Origin of the sequence: Streptomyces sp. NPDC059455 (genome assembly GCF_042750115.1) — a bacterium.
In the GTDB taxonomy this organism is placed as follows: Bacteria; Actinomycetota; Actinomycetes; order Streptomycetales; family Streptomycetaceae; genus Streptomyces; species Streptomyces endocoffeicus.
On sequence record NZ_JBHYVB010000229.1, the window covers coordinates 1 to 17,359 of the forward strand.

The 17,359-nt window shown below is 73.1% G+C and carries 14 protein-coding genes; 4 read left to right on the forward strand and 10 right to left on the reverse strand.

Going from position 1 to position 17,359, the window contains the following annotated elements:
- The 4 genes from dnaG to ACFXB5_RS45745 all read right to left on the reverse strand — a co-directional run.
- On the reverse strand, positions 1 to 1,698 hold a 1,698-nt coding region (gene dnaG / locus ACFXB5_RS45730), incomplete at its 3' end, for a DNA primase (RefSeq protein ID WP_385219886.1).
- 117 nt (positions 1,699 to 1,815) lie between these two features.
- Complete coding sequence (locus ACFXB5_RS45735; RefSeq protein ID WP_385219888.1) at positions 1,816 to 3,111, reverse strand: NAD(P)/FAD-dependent oxidoreductase; 1,296 nt, start codon at positions 3,109 to 3,111, stop codon at positions 1,816 to 1,818.
- 296 nt (positions 3,112 to 3,407) lie between these two features.
- Complete coding sequence (locus ACFXB5_RS45740; RefSeq protein ID WP_385219890.1) at positions 3,408 to 4,835, reverse strand: deoxyguanosinetriphosphate triphosphohydrolase; 1,428 nt, start codon at positions 4,833 to 4,835, stop codon at positions 3,408 to 3,410.
- Complete coding sequence (locus ACFXB5_RS45745) at positions 4,832 to 5,644, reverse strand: sirohydrochlorin chelatase (RefSeq protein WP_385219892.1); 813 nt, start codon at positions 5,642 to 5,644, stop codon at positions 4,832 to 4,834. Before ACFXB5_RS45745 ends, ACFXB5_RS45740 begins: the two co-directional genes overlap by 4 nt.
- Positions 5,645 to 5,900: 256 nt before the next feature.
- Here ACFXB5_RS45745 and ACFXB5_RS45750 point away from each other — a divergent pair, with 256 nt between their 5' ends.
- On the forward strand, positions 5,901 to 8,300 hold the full coding sequence (locus ACFXB5_RS45750) for a molybdopterin oxidoreductase family protein (protein ID WP_385219893.1): 2,400 nt from the start codon (positions 5,901 to 5,903) through the stop codon (positions 8,298 to 8,300).
- 46 nt (positions 8,301 to 8,346) lie between these two features.
- Here the strand turns inward: ACFXB5_RS45750 and ACFXB5_RS45755 are convergent, their stop codons facing one another.
- Complete coding sequence (locus ACFXB5_RS45755; RefSeq protein ID WP_385219895.1) at positions 8,347 to 9,330, reverse strand: adenosine deaminase; 984 nt, start codon at positions 9,328 to 9,330, stop codon at positions 8,347 to 8,349.
- On the opposite strand from ACFXB5_RS45755, the gene ACFXB5_RS45760 reads away from it, so the two are divergent.
- Both ACFXB5_RS45760 and ACFXB5_RS45765 read left to right on the forward strand, forming a co-directional pair.
- Complete coding sequence (locus ACFXB5_RS45760; protein ID WP_385219897.1) at positions 9,329 to 9,490, forward strand: hypothetical protein; 162 nt, start codon at positions 9,329 to 9,331, stop codon at positions 9,488 to 9,490. The two genes, ACFXB5_RS45755 and ACFXB5_RS45760, sit on opposite strands and share 2 nt — an antisense overlap.
- Before the next feature lie 172 nt (positions 9,491 to 9,662).
- On the forward strand, positions 9,663 to 10,373 hold the full coding sequence (locus tag ACFXB5_RS45765) for a vancomycin high temperature exclusion protein (RefSeq protein WP_385219899.1): 711 nt from the start codon (positions 9,663 to 9,665) through the stop codon (positions 10,371 to 10,373).
- Positions 10,374 to 10,422: 49 nt separating this feature from the next.
- On the opposite strand, the gene cutA is transcribed toward ACFXB5_RS45765, so the two are convergent.
- Positions 10,423 to 10,746 (reverse strand): divalent-cation tolerance protein CutA, encoded by a 324-nt coding sequence (gene cutA / locus ACFXB5_RS45770; protein WP_020871507.1) that lies wholly within the window; start codon positions 10,744 to 10,746, stop codon positions 10,423 to 10,425.
- A 163-nt stretch (positions 10,747 to 10,909) separates the two neighbouring features.
- On the opposite strand from cutA, the gene ACFXB5_RS45775 reads away from it, so the two are divergent.
- Complete coding sequence (locus tag ACFXB5_RS45775) at positions 10,910 to 11,269, forward strand: cupin (protein WP_385219901.1); 360 nt, start codon at positions 10,910 to 10,912, stop codon at positions 11,267 to 11,269.
- Between the two features lie 709 nt (positions 11,270 to 11,978).
- Here ACFXB5_RS45775 and ACFXB5_RS45780 read toward each other — a convergent pair.
- The 4 genes from ACFXB5_RS45780 to ACFXB5_RS45795 form a co-directional block, all read right to left on the reverse strand.
- Positions 11,979 to 12,701, reverse strand: coding sequence for a TIGR04222 domain-containing membrane protein (locus ACFXB5_RS45780; RefSeq protein WP_385219903.1), 723 nt, complete (start codon positions 12,699 to 12,701; stop codon positions 11,979 to 11,981).
- A 140-nt stretch (positions 12,702 to 12,841) separates the two neighbouring features.
- A complete protein-coding gene (locus ACFXB5_RS45785) occupies positions 12,842 to 15,556 on the reverse strand; it encodes a fibronectin type III domain-containing protein (protein ID WP_385219904.1) in 2,715 nt (904 codons plus the stop codon).
- 179 nt (positions 15,557 to 15,735) lie between these two features.
- Positions 15,736 to 16,407, reverse strand: a complete 672-nt coding sequence (locus ACFXB5_RS45790) for a 1,4-alpha-glucan branching protein (protein WP_385219906.1) — start codon at positions 16,405 to 16,407, stop codon at positions 15,736 to 15,738.
- A 132-nt stretch (positions 16,408 to 16,539) separates the two neighbouring features.
- A complete protein-coding gene (locus tag ACFXB5_RS45795; protein WP_385219907.1) occupies positions 16,540 to 17,211 on the reverse strand; it encodes a hypothetical protein in 672 nt (223 codons plus the stop codon).
- Positions 17,212 to 17,359 lie beyond the last annotated feature (148 nt).

Genomic DNA, 17,359 nt, shown 5'->3' on the forward strand with positions numbered 1-17,359 from the left:
GCGCCCCCCCCCCCCCCCCGGGCTCCTTCCGCGCCGCGCGGGCGCGCCCCCCCCCCCCGCGCCCTCTGCGCGCCGCCCCCCCCCGCCGTCGGGGGGGGGGGTGAACACGTCGATGCCGTAGGCGTCGAAGGCCGGGGAGACCAGGTGGGGGTGTTGCAGCGCCAGCTTGAGCAGCTCGCGCTCGACGCGATGGGCGGGGCTGCGCAGATTCAGGGCGGGACCGCGCGGGGGCACCGGGGCGCCCTGGGCTTGCGAGCCGCCATGGGCCTCCGGCTCGCCTCGGTGGCGCTGCCGCGGTCCGTCGCCCCCGGGACCGCCGCGCTGGTCGCCCCGGCCGCGCTGGTCGCCGCCCGCGCCGCGGCCGCGTTCCCGCGCCCAGCGGGCCAGCTGTGAGACGCGCCGCACGACGAACTGGGTGTCGAGGATGCCGAGCAGACCCGCGAGATGGACCGCCGACTCGTGCTGGATGGAGCTGTTCTTGATCCCGGCGACGACGGGCGCCGCCTCCTCCAGCGCGGCGGCGCGCCCCACCGCCGTGTCCAGGTTGTGACGCGCGATGATCTGCCGGATGGCGAACTCGAACAGCTGGGTGCGGTTCTCGACCAGCGACTTGACGGCGTCGTCGCCCTCCGCGAGCCGCAGCTCGCAGGGGTCCATCCCGCCCGGGGTGATCGCGATGTAGGTCTCGGCGGCGAACTTCTGGTCGTCCTCGAAGGCACGCAGGGCCGCCTTCTGGCCCGCCGCGTCGCCGTCGAAGGTGAAAACCACCTCGGCGCCCGAGTTGTCCATCAGCAGCCGTCGGAGGATCTTGATGTGGTCGCCGCCGAAGGACGTGCCGCAGGTGGCGATGGCGGTGGTGACCCCCGCGAGATGGCAGGCCATGACGTCCGTATAGCCCTCGACGACCACCGCCCGGCTGGACTTGGCGATGTCCTTCTTCGCGAGGTCGATGCCGTAGAGGACCTGGGACTTCCGGTAGAGCGGGGTCTCGGGGGTGTTGAGGTACTTCGGGCCGTTGTCGTCCTCGCGGAGCTTCCGGGCGCCGAAGCCGACGACCTCACCGGAGATGTCCCGGATCGGCCACATCAGACGGCCCCGGAAGCGGTCGATCGGATTGCGGCGGCTCTCCTGGGCGAGTCCGGAGAGGATCAGCTCCTGGTCGGTGAAGCCGCGGCCGCGCAGATAGCGGACGAGGTGGTCCCAGCCGGCCGGGCTGTAGCCCACGCCGAAGTGCTGCGCCGCGGCCTGGTCGAAGCCGCGCTCGGCGAGGAACTTCCGGCCGATCTCCGCCTCGGGACTGTCCAGCTGCTCGATATAGAACTGCGCGGCCACCTTGTGGGCCTCGACCAGCCGGGTGCGCTCGCCCTGCTGGCGGCCGGGGGTGTAGCCCCCCTCCTCGTAGCGCAGGGTGATCCCGGACTGGGAGGCCAGCCGCTCGATGGTCTCGGCGAAGGAGAGGTGGTCGATCTTCATGATGAAGTCGACCGTGTCGCCGCCCTCCTGGCAGCCGAAGCAGTAGTAGAGCCCCTTGCTGGGGCTGACCTGGAAGGACGGGCTCTTCTCGTCGTGGAAGGGGCACAGGCCCTTGAGATTGCCACCCCCCGCGTTACGCAGCTGGAGGTATTCGGATACGACGGCGTCGATCGGGACCGCTGCCCGTACCGCCTTCACGTCGTCATCGTTGATCCTGCCTGCCACGCCCGAATTCTACGGCCGGGGTCCGACACGGCTGTCCGCCGCCTGCCGGACCCCGGTGTTCCGAGGCGTCCGAGGGCCCGAGGACCTATGGACCTACGGGCCTACGGGCCTACGGGCCTACGGAAGGAGCGAGGTGAGCGGGACGGCCGGGTCGGCCAGGGCCGCCGGGTCGAGCTGCTGCCCGCCGCGGATGAGCCGTTGGATCGATTCGGTGACGTCCCAGACGTTGACGTTCATGCCCGCGAGCAGGCGGCCGTCGTTCAGCCAGAAGGCGATGAACTGCCGCTTGCCGACATCGCCGCGCACCAGCACCTGGTCGTAACTGCCGGGCGGGGCGTAGCCGGAGTACTCCAGGCCGACGTCGTACTGGTCGGAGAAGAAGTACGGCACCCGGTCGTACGCGACGTCCTGGCCGAGCATGGCGCGGGCCGCCGCCGGACCGCCGTTCAGGGCGTTGGCCCAGTGCTCGACGCGCAGCCGCGCGCTCGGCGGGAGCGCGGCCCGTACGGGGGTGCCCTCGAGGAACGCGAGCGGGGCGGAGGCCACGTCGCCCGCCGCGAAGATGTCCGGGTCGCTGGTGCGCAGCGAGGCGTCGACCGCGATGCCGCCGCCCGCCGCGCGGTCCACCACCTCGAGGCCCGCGGCCTCGGCGAGGGCGATGCGCGGGGCTGCGCCGATGGCGGCCAGCACGCTGTGGGCGGGGTGCTCCTCGCCGTCGTCGGTAAGGGCGGCCAGCACCATGCCGTCCTGGCCGGTGATCTCGGTAAGGCGGGCACCGAAGTGGAAGCGGACGCCGTGCTCGCCGTGGAGGTCGGCGAAGAGGGCGCCCAGCTCGGGGCCGAGGACGGGGTGGAGCGGGGTGGGCTCGGGCTCGACGATGGTCACCTCGGCGCCGTAGCCACGGGCGGCGGCCGCGACCTCGAGGCCGATCCAGCCCGCGCCCGCGATGACCAGCTGGCCGTTGTCCCGGCCGAGGGTGGTGAGGACGCCCTTGAGCCGCTCGGCGTGGGCGAGCCGGCGCAGATGGTGGACCCCGGCCAGATCGGTGCCGGGGATGTCGAGGCGGCGCGGCTCGGCACCGGTGGCCAGCAGCAGCCGGTCGTAGTGGACCCGGGCGCCGTCGCCCAGGGTCACCGCCTTGGCGGCGCGGTCCAGGTGGACGGCGGGCAGGCCGAGGTGGAGCTCGATATCGGACTGGGCGTACCAGGCGGGCTCGTGGACGAAGACGCTGTCGCGCTCCTGGCTGCCGGTGAGGAAGCCCTTGGAGAGCGGGGGCCGTTCATAGGGGTGGTCGCGTTCGTCACCGATGAGAATCACCCGCCCGGTGAAACCCTCCGCTCGAAGGGTTTCCGCGGCTTTCGCCCCGGCCAAGCCCCCTCCGACGATGACGAATGTCTGGTGTGCGTCCACCACTTGTGTCCTCCTCGCTGCCGAGCGGTGCCGAGCAGTTCCTCTAGGTGCCTTACCCCGGTCGTGTCAGGTCGTGCGCTCCGAATGCCGTCCTAAATGCCGTGTCGAGAAGATGTGCCGAGAAAGCGGTGCCGAGAGGATGTGCCGAAAGCTGTGTCACAGGGGAGCCTCCCGCACCGGGCGTGCGTCCGGAAGGGCCGGTAGGCCGTATGTGTGCGCGGAAGCCGTATCCGGCGAGCGACTACCGGCTTCCGGCTCCCGATTTCCGGCTCCCGGCTTCCGGCTTCCGGCTCCCGGCTTCAACCGGTGAGCCGGGCGTGGAGCCCCCGGGCCGAGGTGTCGGTCAGGGAGGCGATCTGGTCGACAATGGCCCGCAGCCGGCCCCGGTCGTCCCCGGCCGCGTCGAAGAGCGCGCGGAACTGGGGGTCCAGGCCGTCGGGGGCGCGGGCGATCAGGGCCTCGCCCAGCTCGGCGATGACCACGCGCTGATCGGCCCGGACCAGCTCCTGGTCGGCGCGCTGGATCACATACCGGTCGGCGACCGCCTTGAGGACCGCGCACTCCAGACGGGTGGCGCGAGGGACGACCAGCTCGGCGTGGTAGCGGGTGAAGCGGCCCGTGCCGTACGCGGCGCGGGTGGCGCCCTCGGCGGCCAGGCAGAAGCGGCCGATGAGCTGGCTGGTGGCGTCCTTGAGGCGGGCTTGGGCGACGGACGAGCCGTCGTAGCCGTGCGGCCACCACTCCTGGCCCAGCAGCCGGTCCAGCGCCTCGGCCAGCTCGTCGGGCTCGGCCCCCGGGGCGTAGCGATCGGCGGCGACGGCGAAGACCTCGCGGCGCTCGGGCTCGGCGAGCAGGCTCGCGGGGCTCAGATGGCCCGCGTGCAGCCCGTCCTCGACGTCGTGGACGGAGTAGGCGACATCGTCGGACCAGTCCATGACCTGGGCCTCGAAGGTCGTACGGCCCTCGGGGGCGCCCTGCCGGTACCACTCGAAGATCGGGGCGTCGTCCTCATAGACCCCGAACTTCGGGGAGCGGGGGCCGTGCGGATGGCCGCCGCGCGGCCAGGGGTACTTGGTGGCGGCGTCCAGCGCGGCGCGGGTGAGGTTGAGCCCGACGCTCACCGGCTCGCCGGTGCCCCGGCCGGGCACGAACCGCTTCGGCTCCAGCCGGGCCAGCAGCCGCAGCGACTGCGCGTTTCCCTCGAAGCCGCCGCAGGGCTCGGCGATCTCGTTGAGCACCCGCTCGCCGTTGTGCCCGAACGGCGGATGGCCGAGGTCGTGGGCGAGACAGGCCGTCTCCACCAGATCCGGGTCGCAGCCGAGGGCGGCCCCCAGCTCACGGCCCACCTGGGCGCACTCCAGGGAGTGGGTCAGCCGGGTGCGTGGCGTGGCGTCGAAGGCCGGGGCGCGCCCGGCCGGTCCGGGGTCGGCGGCCGGTGCGGCGGGCACCACCTGGGTCTTCCCGGCCAGTCTGCGCAGCGCAGCGGAGTGCAGCACCCGCGCCCGGTCCCGCTGGAAGGCGGTCCGGCCCGGCCGCTTGTCCGGCTCGGGCGCCCAGCGCTCGAGGTCCGCCGCGGCGTAGCCGGGGACGCGGCGGGGGTCGGCCTCGGAGGCACCGGTCGAAGGGACACCTGTCGAGGCGGCACCGGTGGAAGGGACACCGGCCGAAGGGACACCGGCCGAGGCGGCCGGATCCGGTTCCGGTTCAGGTGGTGCGCTGGGACTCATACACCGACGGTAGCCGCCGGGTGTGACAAGGGCGCAGAGGCCAGCGCCTGTTCGTAACGGCGCAGTACGAGACGCGCCACCGCCGGATGGGCGCCGAGCGGGGCGGCCGCGAGGCCGGGGGCGGCGTGCGCGCACTGGGCCGCGAAGCGGCCGGGCGCGGTGAAGTAGGAGGCGACCGCGATCCGGTCGTGGCCGAGCGCGGTCAGGGCGCGGACGGCCTCGGGCACGGTGGGGCCGGAGCCGGAGGCGTAGCCGGGCAGCACGGGCACCCCGCCGAGCCGGGCGCTGAGCAGGGCGGCGGTACGGGCCGTGTCGACGGCCGCGTCCGGGTCGCGGGAGCCCGCGGCGGCGAGGACGACGCCGCCCGTCCCGTGCGGAGCCGCGGCCCGTGGGCCTGCCTCCGCCAGCCGGGCGTGCAGGGCCTCGGCGAGCAGCGGGTCCGGGCCGAGCGGGGCGGCGATCCGGGCGGTGAGGTGGGGCGCGGCGGCGACGGCGTCCGGGATGTCCTGTTTGATGTGGTGGCCGCGGCTCAGCAGCAGCGGGACGAGCACCGCCTCGCCGCGCAGCGCGGCCAGTGTGTCGGTCAGCAGCGGCCGGTTGAGCTCGATATGGCCGAGGCGTACGGGCAGCCCGGGGCGGAGCGCGCGGACGCGGTCCAGGAGGGCGTTCGCGGTGCGCAGCGCCTCGGGGTCCCGGCTGCCGTGGGCGACGGCGACGAGCGTCGGCGGGCGGTCGCGGCCACCCCGGCGGAGACCGCCTTGGCCCAGCCGGTCGAGCTGGGTGGTGAGCTGTGCGGTGAACCGGGTCATGATCCGCTGGGCACTGTCGAAGTCCGCCGTGCAGTCGGGGCCATGAGGGCCGAGTGGAGGGCCAGGTTGACCGGGAGGAGCAGGGTGGGACGTCATGACGAGAGCCTGGCAGCGGCAGATTGCACCGCCATTGCGTGGCCGTCACAGGTGATTGCGCCGACTTCACCGGCCGCCCGGCGCCGTGCTGAGATCCGCTTCCCGCAGCCGTAATGCGAGGCGACGCGGGCTGTAACACGGCCGTAGCACGCTCCTTCGCATGGCGCACGTTCCGGTTCCCGGGGAGCACTCCCCCGCCTCCTCCGACCCCGTCGATACGCACTGCCCTTACTGTTCGCTGCAGTGCGGTATGACGCTGCGCCCGGTGCCGCCGGGCGGCGGACCTGGTGACGGGCCGGGCGGCGGACCTGGTGACGGACCTGGTGACGGGCCGGCCGGTCGGCCGGTCGGTGTCGAGGTCGTCGAGCGCACCGCGTTCCCCGTCAACCGTGGCGCGCTGTGCGGTAAGGGCCGCACCGCGCCCGCCGTGCTCTCCTCCCGGGTGCGTCTGACCGAGCCGCTGGTCCGCCGCCCTGACACCGGTCGGCTCGAACCGGCCACCTGGGAGGAGGCCCTCGACCGGATCGCCGAGGGCCTGGAGTCCACCGGCCGGGCGTACGGCCGCGACGCGGTGGGCGTCTTCGGCGGCGGCGGGCTGACGAACGAGAAGGCGTACGCGCTGGGCAAGTTCGCCCGGGTGGTGCTCGGCACCTCACAGATCGACTACAACGGCCGGTTCTGCATGTCCTCGGCCGCCGCCGCCCATCAGCGGGCCTTCGGGCTGGACCGAGGGCTGCCGTTCCCGCTGGCGGACGTGGCCCGCACCGGATGCGTCGTCCTCGTCGGCTCGAATCTGGCCGAGACCATGCCGCCCGCGCTGCGCTATCTGACCGAGCTGAAGGAGGCGGGCGGCCGGCTGATCGTGGTCGATCCCCGGCGGACCCGTACGGCCGAGCAGGCGGATCTGCATCTGGCGCCGCGCCCCGGCACCGATCTCGCGCTCGCGCTGGGGCTGCTGCACCTGGTGGTCGCGGAGGGCCGGGTGGACGAGGAGTTCGTCGAACGGCGCACCAGCGGCTGGCCCGAGGCGCGGGCCGCCGCGATGGCCCACTGGCCGGAGCTCGTGGAGCGGATCACGGGCGTCCCGGTTCCTGAGCTCCGTAAGGCCGTCACGATGTTCTGCGACGCCGAGAGCTCCATGGTGCTGACCGCCCGGGGGCCCGAGCAGCAGTCCAAGGGCACCGACACCGTCGGCGCGTGGATCAACCTGTGCCTGGCCACCGGCCGCGCGGGCCGCCCGCTGTCCGGCTACGGCTGCCTGACCGGCCAGGGCAACGGCCAGGGCGGCCGCGAACACGGCCAGAAGGCCGATCAGCTGCCCGGCTACCGCAAGCTCGACGACCCGGCCGCGCGCGCCCATGTGGCGGCCGTATGGGGCGTCGAACCCGACGACCTCCCGGGGCCGGGGCGCAGCGCGTACGAACTCCTGGACGCGCTCGGACAGGACGTCCGGGCGCTGCTGCTGATGGGCTCCAACCCGCTGGTCTCCGCCCCTCGCGCGGCCCATGTGGAGTCCCGGCTGCGGTCGCTGGACTTCCTGGCGGTCGCCGACGTCGTGCTCTCGGAGACCGCCGCGCTCGCCGATGTGGTGCTGCCGGTGGCCCAGTGGGCCGAGGAGACCGGGACCATGACCAACCTGGAGGGCCGGGTCCTCCTCCGCCGGGCGGCCCTCACCCCGCCGCCGGGCGTCCGGACGGACCTGTGGGTGCTGAGCGGGCTCGCGGCCCGGCTCGGCTGGGAGAAGGGGTTCCCGGCGGACGCGGAGGAGGTCTTCGAGGAGCTGCGACGGGCCTCGGCCGGGGGCCCGGCGGACTACTCGGGCATCACGTACCGGAGGATCGCGGAGGAGGACGGGGTGTTCTGGCCCTGCCCGGAGAGCGCGGAACGGGACGACTCGGCGGGGGCCGAATCCGTGCGCCCGGCCGAATCCGTGCGCGCAGCCGACCCCGTAAGCGCGGCCGCCCCCGCGAGCCCGGCCGACCCCGTGCGCCCAGCCGAATCCGTGGGCCCGGCCGACCCCGCGAGCCCGGCCGACTCCGTAAGCCCGGCCGACCCCGTAAGCCCGGCCGACCCCGTAAGCGCGGGAACCCACCCGCACCCCGGTACGCCCCGCCTCTTCCTCGACCGCTTCGCCACGGCCGACGGCCGGGCCCGCTTCGCCCCCGTCAGCCATCGCCCGGCGGCCGAGGAGCCGGACGCGGAGTACCCGGTGCTGCTGACGACGGGCCGGGTGCTGGCCCAGTACCAGTCCGGCGCCCAGACCCGGCGCGTCGGCGAGCTCAACGAGGCCGCGCCCGGCCCTTACGTCCAGCTCCACCCGCTGCTCGCCGAGCGGCTGGGGGTGGACGAGGGCGCGTCGATCGCGGTGGTCTCCCGGCGCGGCCGCGCCGTGGCCCCGGCCCGTATCAGCCGGGACATCCGGCCGGACACGGTGTTCATGCCGTTCCACTGGGCGGGGCCGGGGCGGGCCAACACGGTGACGAACCCGGCGCTGGATCCGGTGTCGCGGATGCCGGAGTTCAAGGTGTGCGCGGTGCGGCTGGAGCCGACCGAGGGCTGACCGCTGCCGGTCGACGTCGGCGTCGGCGTCGGCGTCAGCGTCAGCGTCAGCTCCAGCTCTCGACCTCCTTCAGGTACGCCGCCCGCGTCTCCTCGTCCAGGAAGGCGGCCTGGAAGGAGTTGCGGGCCAGGGTGCGCAGGGTGGCCTCGTCGAGGCCGAGCGCGTCCCGTACTGCGGTGTAGTTGTCGCCCACGTAGCCGCCGAAATAGGCGGGGTCGTCGGAGTTGACCGTCACCAGCAGACCGGCGTCCAGCATCGCGGGCAGCGGATGGTCATCGAGGCGGTCCACGACGCGCAGCCGGACGTTCGACAGGGGGCAGACGGTCAGCGGGGTCCGGTCCGCGACCAGCCGGGCCACCAGCGCCTCGTCCTCCAGGCTCCGCACCCCGTGGTCGACGCGGTCCACGCCGAGGACGTCGAGCGCCTCCCACACATACGCGGGCGGCCCCTCCTCCCCCGCGTGCGCGACGCACTTCAGCCCGGCCTGCCGCGCCAGCGCGTACACCTCGCGGAACTTCGACGGCGGGTTCCCGACCTCCGCCGAGTCCAGGCCGACGGCGGCGATCCGGTCCAGGTGGGGGCGGGCCGCCTCGAACGTGGCCAGGGCCGACTCGGCGCTCTCGTCGCGCAGGAAGCACATGATCAGGCGCGTGGTGATGCCGTACGCGCCCGGCGCGGCGTCCAGCGCACGGCCGATCCCACGGATGACCGTGTCGATCTCGACGCCGCGCGCGGTGTGCGCCTGCGGGTCGAAGAAGATCTCCGCATGCCGTACGCCCTGCGCACGGGCGCGGGCCAGATACGCGTTGGTGAGGTCGGCGAAGTCGTCCTCGGTGCGCAGCACGGTCATCAGCGCGTAGTAGAGGTCCAGGAAGTCCTGGAGATCGCCGAAGGAGTACGCGGCCCGCAGCTCCTCCTGGGTGGCGAACGGCAGCTCGACCCCATTGCGCCCGGCGAGCGCGAAGGCCAGATCGGGCTCCAGGGTGCCCTCGATATGGAGGTGGAGCTCTGCGGTGGGAATCGGGGGCATGACGGGGATCACCTGCTGGTTTTCGCTGACGGGGAGGTCACTCACCCTATCCGGGCGGCAGCCCCGCACCGAGCCGCTGGCCGACCCGGAAGAGGCTCGCGCGGCGGCGAGCGAGATCGGCCGCATCCTGCGGGCTGCGGGCGAGGAGATCGGTGCGTGAGTGATGCGTGGAGGTGGGAGTACGACCCCGTGGGGCTGCTGTACTTCCTGCCGGTGCCCAGCCAGCAGCTGATCGCCGTGGTACGCGTCACCTGGGCCGGGTGAGGCAACCGCCGCGCCCCTCCTCGACGTCCCACAGCGCGACCGGATCGGTAAGGCGGGAGGGGGAGCGCATGCCGGGGTGGGTGCGGGGGCGGTTGCCGAGGACGCGGCGGGGGTGGCGGCGGCTGGTGCGGGGGAGCGTCCTGGTGTGCGTACTGGCCCTGCTCCCCGCGACCTGGCTGCGGCTGAGCACGGACGACCGGATCCATACGGTCGCCGATGTACCCTCGGCCCCGGTCGGAGTGGTCTTCGGGGCAGGGTTGTGGAACGGGGAGCCGTCGCCGTATCTGGCGCACCGGCTGGACGCCGCCGTACGGCTCTACAAGGACGGCAGGGTCCGTGCGCTGCTGGTCACGGGGGATAACAGCCGCCATGACTACGACGAACCGGACGCGATGCGCGCGTATCTCGTCAAGCGCGGGGTCCCGGACCGGCGGATCGTGAGCGACTTCGCGGGGTTCGACACCTGGGACTCCTGCAGCCGGGCCCGGCGAGTCTTCGGGGTGCACAAGGCGGTGCTGGTGAGCCAGGGGTTCCATGTCCGCCGGGCGCTGGCGCTGTGTGGGGCGGCGGGGATCGACGCGTACGGGGTCGCGGTCGACGAGCCGCACGATGTGACCTGGTACTTCGGCGGCACGCGGGAGGTCGTGGCGGCGGGCAAGGCGGCGCTGGACGCGGCGTTCGAGCCGGATCCGCACTTTCTGGGGCCACGGGAGCGGGGGATCGAGGAGGCGCTGGCGGAGCGGGGCTCGGGCGCGGGCTCGGGCTCGGGCGCGCGATGAGCGGTTGCCCCGGATCTCCTTGAGCCCCACGCCCCGGCCTCGATCGCCGTCAGCCGATCGTCGTTTCCGACACCACCCACGCCAGGTAGTCCTCGCTGCCGTTCACGATGGGCGTCGCGATGACCTCGGGGGTCTCGTAGTCGTGCGCCTCGCGGATATGCGCCTCCAGCTCGTCGTAGCGCGCGGCGGTGGTCTTGAACAGCACCTGCCACTCGGCCGCCGTCTCGACCTCCCCCTCCCACCGGTACACGGAGGTCACGGGCTGGCTGATCTGCGCGCAAGCCGCCAGCCGGGCCTCGATCGCCCCGCGGGCCAGCGCCTCGGCCTTCTCGGGGGTGTCGGTGGTGGTCAGTACGGTCAGGTAGTCGGCCACTGCTGCGGTACCTCTCTCCACGGGGCGGTTGCGCGGGGCGGTTGCACGGCCCGGCTGCACGGCGCGGCTGCACGGCGCGGCTGCGGACTGGCGCCCACCACGCTAGCCGGTGAGGATTGAGGGAACCCGCCGACGATCAGACCGGACCGATCGAGGGGCACTCATGGATGACCTCACCACGCTCGCGCGCCACCATCTGGACCAGGCCAAGGCCGATCCGCACGGGCGCAGCGCCCATCTGTTCCTGCACGACGGTCCGCTGCGGCAGAGCGTGATCGCCATGGTCTCCGGCTGTGAGCTCGACGAGCACAACGCTCCCCCGGCGGCCAGCCTCCAGGTGCTGCACGGGCATGTACGGCTGACCGGCGGCGGTGACCGGCTGGATCTCATCGCGGGCCAGGTGCAGGAGTTGCCGCACGAACGGCACGGGTTGCGGGCGCTGGAGGACTCGGTGGTGCTGCTGACGGCCGTGACCGCCACGGTTGGCTGCCCCTCCCCTTACGAGGACACGGCCACCGCTTGAGGATGGGCTCAGCCGCTACGGACGGTCGTGGGTTACGGGGGGTGTCCGGCGGGTCTTTCCCCTCCCCGCCCCTTCCCGTAGGGGGGGGGGGGGGCGGGGCGCGCCCCGCCGGGGCCGCGAGCCAACCGTCACCGCCCCGAACACCTGCACCGACGCACTGATCACCACCGGCACGCCGACACGGCGCATGACCGTACGCATCAGGGTCGGCCGACCGGGGACTGGGGCGAAGCCCCGGTTCCCGCCACTGGACCCCGCGGAGGGATCGACAAGCCAACCGTCACCGCCCCGAACACCTGCACCGACGCACTGATCACCACCGGCACGCCGGCGTGGCGGATGACCATGCGCATCGGGGTCGTCCGGCCGGGGGCTGGGGCGGAGCCCCGGTTCCCGCCCCTGGACCCCGCGGAGGGATCGACAAGCCGACCGACGCCACCGCGAACACCTGCACCGACGAGCTGCTCGCCATCGGCACGCCGACACGGCGCATGACCGTACGCATCGGGGTCGTCCGGCCGGAGTCTGGGGCGGAGCCGACGCCACCGCGAACACCTGCACCCACGGGCTGATCGCCATCGGCGTGCTGGCGCGGCGGATGACCGTGCGCATCGGGGTCGTCTGACCGGGGTCTGGGGCGGAGCCCCGGTTTCGGGAAGGGGCGGGGAGGGGAGTGGCCCGCCGCAGGCGGCGCCTCCGTCGGACAGGCCTAGTCGCTGCCGCCGCCACCGCCTCCGCCGCCACCGCCACCGCAGGAGTGGTGGCTCCCGCCGTAGTCGCCCCCGTGACCGCCATGGCGGCCGTGGTCGCCGCCGTAGCTCCCGCCACGGTCGTCGCCCCACCCATGCGCGGTGTGGAAGGACTCCTGGTCGAGGTACCCGGGGTCGTAGGCGATGAGGAGGTTCCGGTCCCAGTAGGCCGGGTCGCCGGTCGGGATGGGTATCGCGTCGCTGACGGCCCTGCGCCGGGCCGGTTCCGGGACGACGACGGGGCCGTAGAACACGTACGAGGGAAGCACCCCCTCCCGCACGGCCGCTTCCACGCGGCGCCTGCCCGTGCGGGTGGGGCGGCCCCGGAGACGGGTGAGCAGTCCGCCGGCGGCGAGCCGACGCTGGATCTCCGCCAGCTCGGGTCCGCCGAGCAGCGCGGGGATCACCCGGTCCACCGGCTTCGAGCGCGGGCACAGCGCGATGAGCGCACGCTCGACCGGGTGCTCGGCCTCCGGGTGCTCCGCCCCCGAGTGCCCGGCTCCCGGGTGACCGGCCCCCTCCCCCGCCGTGGCGCGGATCCGCGAGCGCCGGAGGGTGATCACATCCCGCTCCTGGAGCGCTATCAGGAGGGTCTGGATCACCCACCGCCGCCCGCCCACCAGATAGGCGATGTCATAGAGGTCCAGCGCCGGTGGCTCCGCCGGGCCGGGCCGTCTGGTCATGGCACACATCGGAATGCCCCCGTCCATCCGCGTCCATCCGCGTTCATCCGAACCGCTCAAGTACCGTCAGTTTTGTCTTTCTGAACGGTGATGAACCCTGATGAGTGCCGTTTCAGAGCAGGATTTGAGCTTTCGCCCCCTTATCTGTTCGAAGTCGTGACGGACACATCCGCCGACGGACCCGTGCCCGTGGCGGTCAGGGCCGCGACCGAGAAGGTGTACGCGGTGGCCGGGCGCAGCTTGCCGACCACCCGCAGCATCCCCTTGGCCCGGGGCTGGGAGACCAGGACGTCCCGGCCGGTCACGGTGACGGTACGGCCGTCGGAGACGGTGATCCGGTAGCCGATGACCGGGGTGTCGCCGGTGGTCTTGGGCGGGGTCCAGGAGACCGTCGCGGCCGTGGCATCCGCGTTGGCCTTCACACCGGTGGGGGCGCCGGGCAGGGCGCCGGAGCCGCCGGGGGTGGGCGTCACGGGGGCCGCGGGGAGGGACACCTCGCTCACGCCGGTCTTGTTGCGGGCGGTGACGGTGACCGTGTACGGGGTCCCGTTGTCGAGCCCGCGGACGACCGCGTAGGCGGTGCGCTTGAAGTCGGCGGCCGGGATGGTGGTGGAGACGGACCGCGAACCGCCCGAAGCGGTCACCGTGTACGACGTGACGGGGTCGCCGCCCTCGACGTACGACGGGTTCCAGGTGACGTACGCCGAGCCGTCCGCCGCGAAGTCGCCCACGCGGGTGGGCGCTTCGGGTACGGAGTCGGCGGCGAACGTACGGCCGAGCAGCCCCCGGTAGCGGGGTTCGAGACCGGCCGCGGCCACGATGTCGGCCGGTGCCTTGGACGGGTCGGCCAGGATGTGGTTGCCGCTGGTCACCACGCCCTTGTCGTCCCTGTCGGGGTCGCCCTGCTCCCAGTAGTTGCCGACGATGCGGGTCGGGTCGTTGTTGCCGAGGTCGTCGCGGTAGTCGACGTGGGCGCTGAGGACGTTGGCCTGGGCGCCGTAGAGGACGTTGCCCTGGACCGTCACGTAGGTGCAGCCGTTGTCGGTGTAGACGGTCCGGCCCAGCCCCCACCCGTCGTGGATGACATTGCCGGTGATCTTCTCGCCGTTGTCGAGGGAACTTCCGGTGAGGCCCTGGGTGTAGACGCCGGCGCCGTCGTCGAGCGCCTGCATGTAGTCGAAGATGAGGTTGTCGGCCACCTTGTTGTCGCGGGAGACATTGGCGGTGGCCGGTTTGCGGATCTTGTCGGGCCAGCCGCCCCAGCCCATCGAGATCGCCGAGTAGGCGACATGGTCGATCTGGTTGTGGGCGATGGTGTTGTCGCGGGTGTAGCCGTTGAGGATGGCGACGCCGCCGTGGTACTCGCGGGGCAGCGCGTAGAGGTGGTTGTTCGTCACCGACACCTCGCGGGTGAGGTCGGCGTCGCTGCCGGGCTGTGGGGCGTCCACCCCGCCGATCTCCATGCCGTTGCCGGAGATGTCGGTGAACACATTGCCGCGTACGGTCGCGTTCTTCGTCCCGGTGCCGAGTTCGAGCCCGGCCGCGCCGAGGTGGGTGAACGCGTCGTCGGAGAACTCGATGTCACGGCCGTGGCTGATGGCCACGTTGCCGGGCATCTTGGTCCAGGACGCGTACGGGCAGGTGCCGCCCGGGGTGTACTCGCACAGCCCCTGCGTCTTCCAGCCCTCCGGGCCGGTCACCGTATAGCCCGCCTGCACCTCGGAGAAGCCCTCGGATGAGGAGGGGGTGAGCCAGGTGGCGTACGAGAACTCGATACCGCGCAGGGCGATGTCGTGCAGCGGCGCCCGCCCGGTGCCCCGCCCGTCGACCAGCTTCTCCAGGACCGGCGCCTCTACGTCGGCGGTGCGCGGGTTCTCCCCGGAGCGGGGGCGGTAGTAGACGGTGCGGGTGTGCCGGTCGAGGTACCACTCCCCGGGCTGGTCCAGGACCTCGAAGGCGTTCTCGACGTAGCCGGGCAGCGCGCCGTTGGTGAGCTTGGCGGGGCCGACCATGTTGATGCTGCGGCCGGGGATGTCGGGGAACTCCACGCGCCTGGTGGAGTTGTCCCAGCACGGCTGGGCCATGGTGACGGTGGTGCCGGTCGTCGAGCCGATGGGGCAGCGCGGTTCGGTCCACGGGCCGAGTCCGTACTGCTGGATGTTCCACAGCGCCTCACCGCTGGGGTAGACGAACTCGATGTCCGACGGATTGCGCCAGCGGGCGAGGGTGTCGGCGGACGCGGTGTAGCCGGTCGCGGTGGCGGTGAGGTTCACCGGGATCGGCCCGCGGGCCCGCTGGGCGCGGACGCCGTCCACATACAGCTGCCGGGTGTTGTCCAGCCCGGCGGGCGCGGGCGCCGACCACAGCCCGGCGCCGCCCTTGACCGGCCGCCAGCCCCGGACCGCCCGCCCACCGCTGAACACGGTGCCCTCGCTGCCCTGCCAGATGACGCGGTGGCCATTGCCCCCGGAGTCACGGGAGTCGAGGACGAGCGGACGGGAGAGGCGGTACGTGCCCGGCGCGAGGTGCACCGTAAGGTCGCCGCTTTGGTGCGGGACGCGCTTCCGTACGAGGTCGCGGGCGCGCTCGGGGGTGCGGACGGGGGCGGTGCGGGTGCCGGGCGCGCGGTCGTCGCCGTTGGGCGCGACATAGACATCGGCGGCGGGGCGGGGCCCGCGCGCGACGGCGTCGGCGGTGCCGCCGAAGGCGGCGCCGAGGGTGGCGAGGGTGGCTAGGACGGCCGCGACGGCGGTGGCTCTCGGGGCCGCCTTACGGACGGTCTTGGGCGTCCGGACCGACCGGACCGCCCGGACCGCCCGGACCGCCCGGATGCGTGAGCGTACGTACTCCGACATGTCCCTCCCTGCGGAACCTTGCTGGAACCCTGCTGGAACTCGTGGAGTGGCCCCGGGAAAGGTAGGATCTATGAGCAGAGCACGTCAATACAGAGAGCTTCGAATCGCCCCGATTCGCCTCCAGAGCATCAATTCATTGGATCTATCGGCCCGGTGAGGGGCGTTCGGGGTGTCAGGTGTCAGAACGCCGGGTCGCTGTCGTACAGCACGACATACCGGCCGCGGGCCTCGCCGCCCTCCGACAGCCGCCAGCCCGCGGTCACATGGCCCCGGACCCCGGTGGGCTCCGCACCGGACTCCGGACGCAGCACGCGCGTCACCTGGAGGACGGGACCCCCGTCGCCCAGCGGCAGACGGGTGCCGTCCGGCCCGTTCGCGACGGCCGGAGCCCCCGCGGCCCCGGCCGGGACGTCGAACCCGGCTCCGGTCACCTCGGCCGTGACCGACGGGTCCGGGGTGTGGGATTCGCTCTGCGCCTGCGGTTCGGCGCGGCCCTGGAGGAGCGCGGCCAACTGGGCCACGAGCACCGGGTCATGCGGCCCGTCGTAGATCCACCGCCGGCCCAGCACCCCGTGCTCGGTCGTGCCGATGAGGGCCTGCTCGGCTCCGTCGAGCGGCGCCGCGCGGTAGGTCAGCGGTACGTGGTACCAGGCGGGCCGGTCCCCGGCGTCGTCCCGGACCACCATGAACTCGATCCCCACCTCGCCCGCCGGGTCGTCGAGCCGGAAACCCCCGACCCTGGACAGCTCCGGCGGGCGCCGCGCGGCGGCGTACCACGGCTGCTGGGGCAGCCACGGGGTGAGGAGCTCCAGCTTGGTCGGACTCATCGTGGTCTTGTGAATGATCGACATGCCGTGTGAACGCCTTCGCCCGCCGTACGCTTCCCGGTCGCCGACACGGTCTCAACGGCGCGTGGAAAGGCCCGGCGCGCCGTGCGCGCCGGGCCTTTTGACGGCCGGCCCCCCACTTGACCGGCCGGTGGATCAGGAGCGGGTCGCGGGGGTCGCCTCGACCGCCGTGGTCTTCGCAGCCGCGGACGACTTGGTGGCCCCGTGCGCGTCCTTGGGCAGGGCGATCACGCAGATCTTGCCCGGCTTACCCGGCTTACCCGGCTTACCGGGCTTGGTGGGCAGGGGCTTCCCGGGCTTCCCGGGCTTGCCCGGCGTGGTGGGCGTGGTGGGCTTGCCCGGCTTCGCGGGGAGCGCGGGAACGGAGTCCGACTTCCCGGAGCCACTCTTGATCACCACGACCTTGCAGGTCTTGCCGGGCTCGGCCGGGAAGGCGGGGATGACGACGCAGGTGTCGTCGTGCCCGCGGGAGCGGTCCTTCGACACCGCGGTGGCCTTCTTACCGGCCGGCTTGCCCGCATTGGTCAGCTTGATCGCCTTGACATGGTCGAGCGCCTTGCCCGGCTTGGTCGGCTTACCCGGCGTGGTCGGCGTGGTCGGCGTGGCGCTGTCGTCGCCGGCCGGGATCGCACAGAGGACCGGGCCGTGGGACGTCTTCCCCTTGGCGGCGGAGGCCGACGCCGAGGAGGCCTGGGAGGCCGAGGCCGAGGCGGGGGCCGCGGCCCCCAGCGCCAGGGCGCCGGCCGCCACGGCGAGCACGACACCGCGACGCTTCGCGGCCGAGGAACGGGGCAGGGTACGGGACATGGGCACAGCTCTCCTTGACTCAGGGGGTTGCACTGGCTGCCGAAGAACCCTTGATCCGTCGGCGCACTCACCGTGGCGCACCGATGCTGAGTCCTCGCTGAAACACCTGAGGCCCCGCTGTATCCGGTACCGGAACTGGAACCGGATC

Coding starts and splice junctions, on each gene's coding strand:
- ACFXB5_RS45740 (WP_385219890.1), bottom strand. CDS start 4,835: ATGAGTCCCAGCGCACCACCTGAACCGGAACCGGATCCGGCCGCCTCG.
- ACFXB5_RS45745 (WP_385219892.1), bottom strand. CDS start 5,644: ATGACCCGGTTCACCGCACAGCTCACCACCCAGCTCGACCGGCTGGGC.
- ACFXB5_RS45750 (WP_385219893.1), top strand. CDS start 5,901: ATGGCGCACGTTCCGGTTCCCGGGGAGCACTCCCCCGCCTCCTCCGAC.
- ACFXB5_RS45760 (WP_385219897.1), top strand. CDS start 9,329: ATGACGGGGATCACCTGCTGGTTTTCGCTGACGGGGAGGTCACTCACC.
- ACFXB5_RS45755 (WP_385219895.1), bottom strand. CDS start 9,330: ATGCCCCCGATTCCCACCGCAGAGCTCCACCTCCATATCGAGGGCACC.
- ACFXB5_RS45765 (WP_385219899.1), top strand. CDS start 9,663: ATGCCGGGGTGGGTGCGGGGGCGGTTGCCGAGGACGCGGCGGGGGTGG.
- ACFXB5_RS45775 (WP_385219901.1), top strand. CDS start 10,910: ATGGATGACCTCACCACGCTCGCGCGCCACCATCTGGACCAGGCCAAG.
- ACFXB5_RS45780 (WP_385219903.1), bottom strand. CDS start 12,701: ATGACCAGACGGCCCGGCCCGGCGGAGCCACCGGCGCTGGACCTCTAT.
- ACFXB5_RS45785 (WP_385219904.1), bottom strand. CDS start 15,556: ATGTCGGAGTACGTACGCTCACGCATCCGGGCGGTCCGGGCGGTCCGG.
- ACFXB5_RS45790 (WP_385219906.1), bottom strand. CDS start 16,407: ATGTCGATCATTCACAAGACCACGATGAGTCCGACCAAGCTGGAGCTC.
- ACFXB5_RS45795 (WP_385219907.1), bottom strand. CDS start 17,211: ATGTCCCGTACCCTGCCCCGTTCCTCGGCCGCGAAGCGTCGCGGTGTC.